Genomic DNA, 11,928 nt, shown 5'->3' on the forward strand with positions numbered 1-11,928 from the left:
CGAGCCATGCTCAATACGCTGCGCAAGATCGTCCAGGAAGTTAACTCCGCCAAGGATCTCAAGGCGGCGTTGGGGATTATTGTGTTGCGCGTCAAGGAAGCCATGGGCAGCCAGGTCTGCTCGGTTTACCTGCTGGACCCCGAGACCAACCGTTTTGTGCTGATGGCCACGGAGGGCTTGAACAAGCGCTCCATCGGCAAGGTCAGCATGGCGCCCAATGAAGGTCTGGTGGGCCTGGTGGGGACGCGTGAAGAACCCCTGAACCTCGAACATGCGGCCGACCACCCGCGTTATCGCTACTTCGCCGAAACCGGTGAAGAGCGCTACGCCTCGTTCCTGGGGGCGCCGATCATCCACCACCGCCGTGTTGTCGGCGTGTTGGTCATCCAGCAAAAAGAACGTCGCCAGTTCGATGAAGGTGAAGAAGCCTTCCTGGTGACCATGAGCGCGCAGTTGGCCGGGGTTATCGCCCACGCCGAAGCCACCGGCTCGATCCGCGGCCTGGGGCGCCAGGGCAAGGGCATCCAGGAAGCCAAGTTCGTCGGCGTGCCCGGTTCGCCGGGTGCTGCGGTGGGTACGGCGGTGGTCATGCTGCCGCCGGCCGACCTCGATGTGGTGCCGGACAAGACCGTCCACGACATCGAAGCCGAAATCAAACTGTTCAAGACCGCCCTGGAAGGCGTGCGCGCCGACATGCGCAACCTGTCGAACAAGCTGGCAACCCAGCTGCGCCCCGAAGAGCGTGCGCTGTTCGACGTGTACCAGATGATGCTCGATGACGCGTCCCTGGGTAACGAAGTCAAAACCGTGATCAAGACCGGCCAGTGGGCCCAGGGCGCGTTGCGCCAGGTGGTCACCGATCACGTCAACCGTTTCGAAATGATGGACGACGCCTACCTGCGTGAGCGGGCTTCGGATGTGCGCGACCTGGGTCGCCGCCTGCTGGCGTACCTGCAGGAAGACCGCAGCACCAACATGGTCTTCCCCGATAACACCATCCTGGTCAGCGAAGAGCTGACGGCCACTCAGCTCGGCGAAGTGCCTGAGGGCAAGCTGGTGGGCCTGGTCTCGGTATTGGGCTCGGGTAACTCCCACGTCGCGATCCTGGCCCGGGCCATGGGTATCCCGACGGTGATGGGCCTGGTGGACCTGCCGTACTCCAAGGTCGACGGCATCGACATGATCGTCGATGGGCATCGCGGCGAGGTATTTACCAACCCCAGCGACGTGCTGCGCAAGCAATACGCCGAAGTGGTGGAAGAAGAGAAGCAACTGGCCCAGGGCCTCGATTCGTTGCGCGAGCTGCCGTGCGTCACCCTCGACGGCCACCGCGTGCCGCTGCTGGTCAACACCGGCCTGCTGGCGGATGTGGCCCGCGCGCAACAACGCGGCGCCGAAGGGGTGGGGCTGTACCGCACCGAAGTGCCGTTCATGATCAACCAGCGTTTTCCGAGCGAGAAGGAGCAGCTGGCGATTTATCGCGAGCAACTGCAGGCCTTCCACCCGCTACCGGTGACGATGCGCAGCCTGGACATTGGCGGCGACAAGTCACTGTCGTATTTCCCCATCAAGGAAGACAACCCCTTCCTTGGCTGGCGTGGCATTCGCGTTACCCTCGACCATCCTGAAATCTTCCTCGTCCAGACCCGCGCCATGCTCAAGGCCAGCGAGGGGTTGAACAACCTGCGTATCCTGCTGCCGATGATCTCCGGCACCCATGAGCTGGAAGAAGCCCTGCACCTGATCCACCGCGCCTGGGGCGAAGTACGCGACGAAGGCGCCGACGTACCGATGCCGCCGATTGGCGTGATGATCGAAATTCCCGCAGCGGTATACCAGGCCAAGGAGTTGGCGCGGCAGGTGGACTTCCTCTCGGTGGGCTCCAACGACCTGACCCAGTACCTGCTGGCGGTGGACCGTAACAACCCACGGGTGGCCGACCTCTACGACTACCTGCACCCGGCGGTGTTGCAAGCGTTGCAACACGTGGTGCGCGACGCCCATGCCGAAGGCAAGCCGGTGAGTATCTGCGGTGAGATGGCTGGCGACCCGGCCGCTGCGGTGTTGCTGATGGCGATGGGCTTTGACAGCCTGTCGATGAACGCCACCAACTTGCCGAAGGTGAAGTGGATGTTGCGCCAGGTTGACCTGGGCATGGCCAAGGATTTGCTCGCGCAGTTGATGACCATCGACAACCCGCAAGTTATCCACAGCTCGTTGCAGTTGGCGCTGAAGAACCTCGGGCTGACCCGGATGATCAACCCGGCCTCGGCGAAAACCCTCTAGACCGAGGCGCCTTCATCGCAGGCAAGCCAGCTCCCACAGGGAACTGCATTCCAAATGTGGGAGCTGGCTTGCCTGCGATGACGTCAGTCCAAGCGCCGTCAGATTTCCAGTTCGACCTCGCCCAGCCGCCCGCCGTGCGGGCCAAAGCTACGCTCCAGCATCCTGCGCGTCCCATCGGCATTCACAATCAGCGCCGTGCTGGCCCGTGTCCCATAACTGGGGCTGGCGATAAACACGCTCGATAGCAGGTTTTCGGTCGCCAGGCCTACGCCGGTGTCCGGCAGTTCAGCGAACGGGGCAGTCTGCGGATCGCTCAAAATTCCCAGCAAGGCTTCCGGCTGTGGGTCTTCCAATAACGCGCTGAGCGCAGCCTTGGCTTTGAGCAACTTCGGCCACGGCGTATCCAGCCCGGCATTGGACAGCCCATAGACTCCCGCTGCCAGCAACGTCGGCTCGGTATCATTGGCGTTGTAATGCCACAGCTCATCCCGTGTGCCAACCAGCAGGTTAAACCCGGCATATTCAATCGAGCGTCCGTTAACGTCGGCTAAATAGTCATCAATGGGCAGCGATCCACTTAGAAAGCGCGCCACCAGCTCGCCCCGCGACTTGCGTGCCGGTGGCTGGTGCGGGTCGCGGATATTGGTCAGCGCAGCAAAACGCCCATCCGCGTTTACACCCAACCAAGTGCCCCCGGCCTCCTGATCGCGGCCAGCATAGACCTGCGGCGCATCCAGCCACTGGGCCAGCGGCAGGCTGGGGCGGGCATAGAACTCATCGCGGTTGGCCGCGACGATCAGCGGTTGGGCATGGCCTGGTCGCCAGGCGAAAACAATCAGGCACATCGGGTGACCCCTTTTGTGTTTTTGCCACTCTACCCACAGATGTGCAGGCGTTCCATCGTAACGAAGTTGGGCCGTTCACCTTCCATCCGTTAACATGCCGGGCTATTTGGCGTGTATGTGAACTTCTTAATTTGATCTCGCCGCTGTAACGCAGGCTTAATCGCACATCGGCATGGTCCGGTGCGTCATGACTAAATGTTTTAACGAGGAGTCGCAATGCTGCCTTACCCGCAGATCGACCCGGTGGCCCTGGCCATTGGTCCGCTGAAAATCCATTGGTACGGGTTGATGTACCTGATCGGCATCGGCGGTGCCTGGCTGTTGGCTTCCCGGCGCCTGAACCGTTTCGACCCGACCTGGACCAAGGAGAAGCTCTCCGACATGGTGTTCTGGATGTCGATGGGGGTGATCGTCGGCGGGCGCCTGGGGTATGTGCTGTTCTACGACCTGTCTGCGTATATCGCCAACCCGACGCTGATTTTCGAAGTGTGGAAGGGCGGCATGGCATTCCACGGCGGGTTTGTCGGCGTGATGATCGCTGCGTGGTGGTTCGGGCGCCGCAACGGCAAGTCGTTCTTCCAGTTGATGGATTTTGTGGCGCCGTTCGTGCCGATCGGCCTGGGTGCCGGGCGCATTGGCAACTTTATCAACGCCGAGTTGTGGGGCAAGCCGACCGACGTGCCGTGGGCCATGGTGTTCCCGCCGTTCAGCGACCCGGCGCAACTGCCGCGCCACCCGTCGCAGCTGTATCAGTTCGCGTTGGAAGGTGTGGCGCTGTTCCTTATTCTTTACCTCTTCTCGCGCAAGCCACGCCCTACCATGGCCGTGTCGGGTATGTTCGCGCTGTTCTACGGGATTTTCCGCTTTATCGTCGAGTTCGTTCGGGTGCCGGATGCGCAGTTGGGCTACCTGGCGTGGGGCTGGCTGACCATGGGTCAGGTGCTCAGCCTGCCGATGATCCTGGCGGGCCTGGGCATGTTGTGGTGGGCTTACAACCGCCCGCAGCCGCTGAAGAACGCCGCGCTTTAAATTCGAACGCCGAGGTTTGCCCGCCTCGGCTTCAACGATACAGGTACTCACATGAAGCAATATCTCGAACTGCTGCACGACGTCGTGACCAATGGCCTGACCAAGGGCGACCGCACCGGCACCGGCACCAAGGCCGTGTTCGCCCGTCAGTATCGGCATAACCTGGCCGACGGCTTCCCGCTGCTGACCACCAAGAAACTGCACTTCAAAAGCATCGCCAACGAGCTGATCTGGATGTTGAGCGGCAACACCAACATCAAATGGCTCAACGAAAATGGCGTGAAGATCTGGGATGAGTGGGCCACCGAAGACGGTGACCTGGGCCCGGTGTACGGCGAGCAGTGGACCGCCTGGCCTACCAAGGACGGCGGCACGATCAACCAGATCGACTACATGGTGCACACGCTCAAGACCAACCCCAACAGCCGCCGCATCCTGTTCCACGGCTGGAACGTCGAGTACCTGCCGGACGAAACCCAGAGCCCGCAGGAAAACGCGCGCAACGGCAAGCAAGCCCTGCCGCCGTGCCACTTGCTGTATCAGGCGTTCGTGCATGACGGCCATCTGTCGATGCAGCTGTATATCCGCAGCTCTGACGTATTCCTGGGGCTGCCGTATAACACCGCCGCGCTGGCGTTGCTGACCCATATGCTGGCCCAGCAATGCGACCTGATCCCTCACGAGATCATTGTCACCACTGGCGACACCCACGCTTACAGCAACCACATGGAACAGATCCAGACCCAGTTGGCGCGCACGCCGAAAAAGCTGCCGGAGCTGGTGATCAAGCGCAAGCCTGCTTCGATCTACGACTACAAGTTCGAAGACTTCGAGATCGTGGGCTACGACGCGGACCCAAGCATCAAGGCCGACGTGGCTATCTAACGGCCCATCGCGGTAAAAAACTGTGGGAGCTGGCTTGCCTGCGATAGCGGAGTGTCAGGCGACATCAATGTCGCGGGCCCACCGCTATCGCAGGCAAGCCAGCTCCCACATGGGTTGCGTGTTCGCTTGAGTTTAGTGGCCGTGGCTTCTGCCCACATGCGAAGGCTCTGCCTCACTGGCCGCAATCCCGCCGCTGACTTCCAACTGCTGCAAGATCCCGCACTGGTTCCCACCGCCGCAACGTTGGCGCAGGTCCAGCAGTTGTTCCTGCAAGGCCAGCAATCCGTCGATCCGCGCTTTCACGTGGTGGATATGTTCGTCGATCAACGCATTCACGCTTTCGCACTGGTCCTGGGGGCTGTCGCGCAGCCCTAACAGGCTGCGGATTTCTTCGAGGGTCATGTCCAGGCTGCGGCAGTTGCGAATAAAGATCAGCCGCTCGGTGTGCGCCTGGGTATAGACCCGGTAGTTGCCCTCAGTGCGCGCAGGCGGTGGCAGCAGGCTTTCCTTCTCGTAATAACGGATGGTTTCCACCGGGCAGTCGGTGAGTTTGGCCAGTTCGCCGATCTTCATCGCAGCAATCTCCAAATGGGTGCTTGACCCTATAGTGGCTACAGGGTCTTTACTTGGCAACAGGCACCTTTACGGACGCGACCTGATGAGCCACTCCATTCACACCCCGCACAAGCACGACCACAAGCACGATCATGACCATGCTCATGACCACCCGCACGATCATGGTCACGATCACCCACATGATCACGCCCCGGCAAAACTCACGCCGGTGGATAGCCACGGCCACTCAGGCTCCTGCTGTTCCGGCGCTGCCGGGCCTGCCGTGGTGACCCTGAGCGAAGCGCCCACCGCGGGCTCGCGCCTGAGCACTTTCCGCATCGAAGCCATGGACTGCCCCACCGAGCAGACGCTGATCCAGAACAAACTGGGCAAGCTCGCCGGCGTGCAGCAACTGGAATTCAACCTGATCAACCGCATCCTCGGTGTCACCCATGACCTGCCGAGCACGGCGCCGATCATTGCGGCGATCAAGTCCATCGGTATGCAGGCCGACCCTATCGAGGAAGGCAGCCCCACCGCCGCGCCGCCGGCCAAGAAGCATTGGTGGCCATTGGCAGTGTCGGGCGTGGGCGCCCTGGGTGCCGAAGTGCTGCACTTCACCGGTGTGGCACCGACTTGGGTGATCGCACTGGTGGCGCTGGTGTCGATCCTCAGCGGCGGCTTGACCACCTACAAAAAGGGCTGGATTGCCCTGAAAAACCTCAACCTGAACATCAACGCGCTGATGAGCATCGCGGTGACCGGCGCCATCCTGATTGGTCAGTGGCCGGAAGCGGCGATGGTGATGTTCCTGTTTACCGTGGCCGAGTTGATTGAAGCCAAGTCCCTGGACCGGGCGCGCAATGCCATCAGCGGCTTGATGCAGATGACCCCGGAGCAGGCCACCGTGCGCCAGGCTGACGGTTCATGGATGGAACAAGAGGTCAAAAGCATTGAGCTTGGTGCGATCGTTCGAGTAAAACCCGGCGAGCGTATCGGCCTGGACGGTGAAGTCACTGCCGGTCAATCCACCATCGATCAGGCACCTATCACCGGGGAAAGCCTGCCGATTGAAAAGACCATCGGCGATAAAGTCTTCGCCGGCACCATCAACCAGGCCGGTTCCCTGGAGTACAAAGTCACTGCGGCGGCCAACAACTCGACCCTGGCGCGAATCATCCACGCCGTGGAACAAGCCCAAGGCGCACGGGCGCCGACCCAGCGCTTTGTCGACAGTTTTTCCAAGGTCTACACCCCGGCGGTGTTCCTGTTTGCCCTGGGTGTGGCGGTGATTCCGCCGCTGTTCATGGCGGGCGTGTGGTTCGACTGGATCTATCGCGCCCTCGTGCTGCTGGTGGTGGCATGCCCGTGTGCCTTGGTGATCTCCACACCGGTGACCATCGTCAGCGGCCTGGCCGCCGCAGCGCGCAAAGGCATCCTGATCAAGGGCGGCGTGTACCTGGAGGGCGGTTACAAGCTCGACTACCTGGCTCTCGACAAGACCGGCACCATCACCCACGGCAAACCGGTGCAAACCGATTACCTGCCGCTGTTCCCGAATCTTGAAGGCAGCGCCCCGGCCCTGGCCGCCAGTTTGGCCGGGCGTTCCGACCACCCGGTGTCCCTGGCGATCGCCAACGCAGCTGTGGATAAAAACCTGGCGCTTCACGTTGTGGATAACTTCGAGGCCCTGGCCGGGCGCGGTGTGCGCGGCGACATCAACGGCCAGACCTATCACTTGGGCAACCACCGCCTGGTGGAAGACCTCGGCCTGTGCTCAGAGGCGCTGGAAGAAAAACTCTTCGCCCTGGAAAAACAAGGCAAGTCCGTCGTGCTACTGCTGGACAAGTCCGGCCCCCTGGCGCTGTTTGCCGTGGCCGACACGGTCAAGGACAGTAGCCGCGAAGCCATCCAGCAACTTCACGACCTGGGCATCAAAACCCTGATGCTTACCGGCGACAACACCCACACCGCCCAGGCGATTGCGACCCAAGTCGGCATCGACCAGGCCCAGGGTGACCTGTTGCCCACCGACAAGCTGCAAGCCATCGAAACCCTCTACGGCCAAGGCCATCGGGTGGGCATGGTCGGCGATGGCATCAACGATGCTCCAGCCCTGGCGCGGGCCGAGATCGGCTTTGCCATGGCAGCGGCGGGCACTGACACGGCTATCGAGACTGCTGACGTGGCGCTGATGGATGATGATCTGCGCAAGATTCCGGCTTTCATTCGGCTGTCGCGGCAAACGTCGAGTATCCTCAAGCAGAACATCGCCCTGGCACTGGTGATCAAGGCGATTTTCCTGGCCGTGACCTTCATGGGCATGGCGACCATGTGGATGGCGGTCTTCGCCGACATGGGCGTGAGTTTGCTGGTGGTGTTCAATGGCCTGCGCCTGTTGCGCAAATAGAGGATGAGAGGGTGGTGTGCTGAGTGCTGAGTTAAAGGCGTTTTTCATGGTCGCCCGCCTGGGCAGTATCACCCAGGCGGCGAAAAAACTCGGCCTGAGCCAGCCCACGGTGACCACCCAGATTCGCAATCTGGAAAGCCAATACGGCGTTGAGCTGTTCTATCGCGGCGGCCGTCGCCTGACGGTCAGCGACGAAGGTGCGCGGCTGTTGCCGATGGTCAAAACGCTGTTGCAGCAGGAAGCGGATATCGAGTTTTTCCTGCGCAACAATGGTCAGGTCCAGGGCGCGCTGCGGATTGCCGCGACGGCGCCGTATTACATTCTCGACCTGGTCAAAGCCTTTCGTGAACGCCTGCCGCACGTGGAAGTGTCGGTGGAAATCGGCAACTCCCAGCAGGTGCTCGAAGCGCTGGATGATTACCGCGTCGACGTTGCGGCCTCTTCGCAATTGCTGGAAGACCCGCGCCTGATCCGCCGCGTGCTGGGCACCGACCCGCTGGTGCTGGCGGTACATCGCAATCACCCGTTGGCCAAGCTTGAGCATGTGTCGTTGAGCGCGCTGGCCGGGCATACGCTGTTGATGCGTGAAGCCGGCTCCACCACCCGCAGGCTGACCGAAGAGCTGTTGAAAAGCGGCGGCGTGGGGTATGGGCCGTTGCTGGAGATTGGCAGCCGTGAGTCGATTCGCGAGGCGGTGCTGCGCAATATCGGCATCAGCATCATCGCTCGCCAGGAAGTGCCCCATGATCCGCAATTGCGTGTGCTGACCATCGAGAATGCACCGCAGATTCCGGAGTATCTGTATTGCCTCAAGGAGCGTAAAGGTGCGCGGCTGCCGGCAGCGTTCCTTGGCCTGGCTCAGGAAATGTCGCCAATTTAAGTTCTGCGGCTGGCTTGAGGGCCAATCGGGAGCAAGCCCCCTCCCACATTTTGACCGCATTCTCATGTTGGAACCCGGTCAACTGTGGGAGGGGGCTTGCTCCCGATAGCGGTAGGCCAGGCAACTCATCTCCATGAGTCCTACACAAATCCACCAATACCACTATCACCTCCTTTTGCCTTTCTGCCACACCAACTACGCATTGCCTCCCTAGCATGGCCTTCATCCGTTCGATGAGGTGCCTTGCATGAACACAGCCCTGACCCAACCCGGCGCGCCCATGAAGGTGCGCGGGATCCAGAAACGCTTTGGCGCTTTCACCGCGCTGGACAACGTGTCCCTGGACGTCGCCGCCGGCGAGCTGGTGTGCCTGCTGGGCCCGTCCGGCTGCGGCAAGACCACGTTGCTGCGCTGCATCGCCGGCCTGGAGCGTCAGGATAGCGGTGAGCTTTACCTGGGCGAGCGGGACGTTTCCCTGCTGCCGCCCCAGGCGCGAGACTACGGCATCCTGTTTCAGTCCTACGCGTTGTTCCCCAATCTCACGGTTGAAGCAAACATTGGCTACGGCCTCACAGGCAGCGGCCGCGATGAAGTGCGCAAGCGCGTCGGGCAGATGCTTGAACTGGTCGGTTTGGTCGGCAGCGAAAAGAAATACCCCGGCCAACTCTCCGGCGGCCAGCAGCAGCGCGTCGCTCTGGCCCGTGCATTGGCGCCGGCCCCTTCGTTATTACTGCTGGATGAACCGATGTCGGCCCTCGACGCCCGTGTGCGCGAGCATTTGTGCACCGAGCTGCGCCAATTGCAGCGGCGCCTGGGTATTACCACCTTGATGGTGACCCACAACCAGGACGAAGCCATGTTGATGGCCGACCGCATTGCCGTGATGAATAACGGTAAGGTTGAGCAGTACGCCACGCCCCAGGAGATCTACGACCGCCCGGCCACGCCGTTCGTGGCCGAGTTTGTCGGCCAGGGCAACTGGTTGCCGTTCAGCCGTAGCAGCGCCAGCCATGCCCAGGTCGGCGGAATGAATATGCGCCTGGCCGACGATGCCGGTGTGGCCCGGTCCGGCCGCCTGTTCTGTCGCCCGGAAGCGATCAGCGTCAACCCGACGGTGCATGAAGAGAACCTGTTCCCGGCCAAGGTTCGCGAAATTACCTTCCTCGGCAACCGCTGCCGCATGAGCTTTGAGCTGGAACAGTTGCCGGGTCATCCGTTGCTGGCCGAACTGGCACCCGAAGCCATGCCGCGCCTGGGTGCCCAGGACATCTGGGTGGCCTTGCCGCCGCGCAGCCTGCAGGTGTTTGCCTGAGATGGCCGCCGTCATGACATTGCCGGTACCGCGTCAGGTGTCCCGCGCCGAGTGGGGCGACCGTCTCTTTGTGGTCGGCGGCAAATGGCTCTGGCTCGGCCTGTTGGTGGTGGCGGTCCTGCTGCCGTTGCTGGCGATCTTCTGGCGCGGCTTCAGCAGCGAAGCCGGGCAGGGCGGTGGCCTGGTGGCAGCGCGGGAACTGTTGACCAGCGCCAACTTCCACTGGTTGCTGGGCAATAGCCTGAAAGTTTCCCTCAGTGTGGCGGCCATCGTCGTACCGCTGGCTTACCTGTTTGCCTACGCCCTGCAACGCACGTTGATTCCCGGCAAGACCGTCTGGCGCGGTTTGTCATTGCTGCCCTTGATGGCGCCGTCGATGCTGCCGGGCATTGCCTTGGTCTATCTGTTCGGCAACCAGGGCATGTTGCGCGGTTTGCTCTCGGACAATATCTACGGCTTCTGGGGCATTGTGCTCGGTGAAGTGATCTACACCTTTCCCCATGCCTTGATGATCTTGCTCTCGGCGCTGTCCCTGGCGGATGCACGCTTGTTCGATGCGGCGTCGAGCATGGGCGCCAGCCCGGCCCGGGCGTTTCGCAGCATCACCTGGCCGGCCACGCGCCAGGCGGTGTTCGCCGCGTTCTGCCTGGTGTTTACCCTGACCATCACCGACTTCGGTGTGCCGGTGGTGGTGGGCGGTGATTACCAGGTGTTGGCGCTGGAAGCCTACAAGGCGGTGGTCGGTCAGCAACAGTTCGGGCGCGGCGCGTTGATCGGCATGGTGTTGCTGCTGCCGGCACTGTTTAGCTTCGGCGTGGATGCCTGGTTGCGCCGTCGGCATGGCGACTCGATGAGCGGTCGCGCCCAGGTGTTTCTGCCCGCGCCATCGCGGCTGCGCGACGGTTGCTACCTGGCCATCGTGTTGCTGATTTGCGCGGTGTTGCTGCTGGTGTTCGGCATGGCGGTGTATTCGTCGCTGGTGAAGTTCTGGCCGTACAACCTGTCGCTATCGCTCAACCACTACCAGTTCGAAGACACCGCCGGCGGCGGCTGGCTGGCCTACCGCAACAGCCTGACCATGGCGCTGTGCACGGCGTTGATCGGCAGTGTGTTGATCTTCACCGGTGCGTACCTGATGGAGAAGACCAAGGGCCAGAAGGGCCTGAACCTGGCGCTGCGCATGCTCAGCTTCGTACCGATGGCGGTGCCGGGGCTGGTGCTCGGCTTGGGCTACGTGTTCTTTTTCAACCTCAACGGCAACCCGCTGCACGTGTTCTACGGGAGCATGGCGTTGCTGGTGGTGTGCACCATTGCGCACTACCTGACCACCGCGCAGATGACCGCGACCACCGCCCTGCGCCAGCTGGACGCCGAGTTCGAAGCGGCGGCGTTGTCGCTCAAGGCGCCGTTGTACCGCCACTATTGGCGCGTCACGGTGCCGATCTGCCTGCCGGCGCTGCTGGATATCCTGCGCTACCTGTTTGTGTCGGCGATGACCACCGTGTCCGCCGCGATCTTTCTCTACAGCCCCGACACCATCCTCGCCGCCGTCGCCGTGCTGAACATGGACGACGCCGGCAACGTGGGCGGCGCGGCGGCCATGTCGACCCTGATCCTGTTCACCTCAGTCGGCGTCTCGCTGTTGCTGGCGTGGGCCTCACGTGGCGCGCTGCGTCGCTCCCAAGCCTGGCGCCAGACCGCGCCCGGCCAATAAAACATCCCTGAA

General features: G+C 62.0%; 9 protein-coding genes. 7 read left to right on the forward strand and 2 right to left on the reverse strand.

The annotated features are described in order from the left end of the window. Positions 1–6: 6 nt before the first annotated feature. Positions 7–2,286: a phosphoenolpyruvate--protein phosphotransferase gene (ptsP, locus tag E4O97_RS11295; RefSeq protein WP_005792331.1), complete on the forward strand. Its 2,280-nt coding sequence runs from the start codon at positions 7–9 to the stop codon at positions 2,284–2,286. A gap of 98 nt (positions 2,287–2,384) precedes the next feature. Here the strand turns inward: ptsP and E4O97_RS11300 are convergent, their stop codons facing one another. Further along, the gene (locus tag E4O97_RS11300) at positions 2,385–3,131 is read right to left on the reverse strand and encodes an NRDE family protein (protein WP_248161370.1); all 747 of its coding nucleotides are present in this window, start codon (positions 3,129–3,131) and stop codon (positions 2,385–2,387) included. A 216-nt stretch (positions 3,132–3,347) separates the two neighbouring features. Between E4O97_RS11300 and lgt the strand changes: the two genes are divergently transcribed. Together lgt and E4O97_RS11310 are read left to right on the forward strand one after the other, a co-directional pair. Beyond that, positions 3,348–4,160, forward strand: coding sequence for a prolipoprotein diacylglyceryl transferase (lgt, locus tag E4O97_RS11305; protein ID WP_005792329.1), 813 nt, complete (start codon positions 3,348–3,350; stop codon positions 4,158–4,160). Positions 4,161–4,211: 51 nt separating this feature from the next. Beyond that, positions 4,212–5,045: a thymidylate synthase gene (locus tag E4O97_RS11310; protein WP_005792328.1), complete on the forward strand. Its 834-nt coding sequence runs from the start codon at positions 4,212–4,214 to the stop codon at positions 5,043–5,045. Positions 5,046–5,177: 132 nt separating this feature from the next. Here E4O97_RS11310 and cadR read toward each other — a convergent pair whose 3' ends face one another. After that, the gene (cadR, locus tag E4O97_RS11315; protein WP_005792326.1) at positions 5,178–5,618 is read right to left on the reverse strand and encodes a Cd(II)/Pb(II)-responsive transcriptional regulator; all 441 of its coding nucleotides are present in this window, start codon (positions 5,616–5,618) and stop codon (positions 5,178–5,180) included. A gap of 85 nt (positions 5,619–5,703) precedes the next feature. On the opposite strand from cadR, the gene E4O97_RS11320 reads away from it, so the two are divergent. The 4 genes from E4O97_RS11320 (at position 5,704) to E4O97_RS11335 (ending at position 11,916) form a co-directional block, all read left to right on the forward strand. After that, the gene (locus tag E4O97_RS11320; protein ID WP_248161372.1) at positions 5,704–8,010 is read left to right on the forward strand and encodes a heavy metal translocating P-type ATPase; all 2,307 of its coding nucleotides are present in this window, start codon (positions 5,704–5,706) and stop codon (positions 8,008–8,010) included. Between the two features lie 16 nt (positions 8,011–8,026). Further along, on the forward strand, positions 8,027–8,890 hold the full coding sequence (locus tag E4O97_RS11325; protein ID WP_248161373.1) for a LysR family transcriptional regulator: 864 nt from the start codon (positions 8,027–8,029) through the stop codon (positions 8,888–8,890). A 247-nt stretch (positions 8,891–9,137) separates the two neighbouring features. Continuing rightward, positions 9,138–10,202: a putative 2-aminoethylphosphonate ABC transporter ATP-binding protein gene (locus E4O97_RS11330; RefSeq protein ID WP_078822573.1), complete on the forward strand. Its 1,065-nt coding sequence runs from the start codon at positions 9,138–9,140 to the stop codon at positions 10,200–10,202. 1 nt (position 10,203) lies between these two features. After that, on the forward strand, positions 10,204–11,916 hold the full coding sequence (locus tag E4O97_RS11335) for a putative 2-aminoethylphosphonate ABC transporter permease subunit (RefSeq protein ID WP_032878889.1): 1,713 nt from the start codon (positions 10,204–10,206) through the stop codon (positions 11,914–11,916). Positions 11,917–11,928: the final 12 nt, after the last annotated feature.

Source organism: Pseudomonas sp. W15Feb34 (genome assembly GCF_023127765.1).
Taxonomy (GTDB): Bacteria; Pseudomonadota; Gammaproteobacteria; order Pseudomonadales; family Pseudomonadaceae; genus Aquipseudomonas; species Aquipseudomonas synxantha_A.

What these genes read in the sequence shown, in the direction of transcription:
- ptsP (WP_005792331.1), top strand. Translation starts at nt 7, where the DNA reads ATGCTCAATACGCTGCGCAAGATCGTCCAGGAAGTTAACTCCGCCAAG.
- E4O97_RS11300 (WP_248161370.1), bottom strand. Translation starts at nt 3,131, where the DNA reads ATGTGCCTGATTGTTTTCGCCTGGCGACCAGGCCATGCCCAACCGCTG.
- lgt (WP_005792329.1), top strand. Translation starts at nt 3,348, where the DNA reads ATGCTGCCTTACCCGCAGATCGACCCGGTGGCCCTGGCCATTGGTCCG.
- E4O97_RS11310 (WP_005792328.1), top strand. Translation starts at nt 4,212, where the DNA reads ATGAAGCAATATCTCGAACTGCTGCACGACGTCGTGACCAATGGCCTG.
- cadR (WP_005792326.1), bottom strand. Translation starts at nt 5,618, where the DNA reads ATGAAGATCGGCGAACTGGCCAAACTCACCGACTGCCCGGTGGAAACC.
- E4O97_RS11320 (WP_248161372.1), top strand. Translation starts at nt 5,704, where the DNA reads ATGAGCCACTCCATTCACACCCCGCACAAGCACGACCACAAGCACGAT.
- E4O97_RS11330 (WP_078822573.1), top strand. Translation starts at nt 9,138, where the DNA reads ATGAACACAGCCCTGACCCAACCCGGCGCGCCCATGAAGGTGCGCGGG.
- E4O97_RS11335 (WP_032878889.1), top strand. Translation starts at nt 10,204, where the DNA reads ATGGCCGCCGTCATGACATTGCCGGTACCGCGTCAGGTGTCCCGCGCC.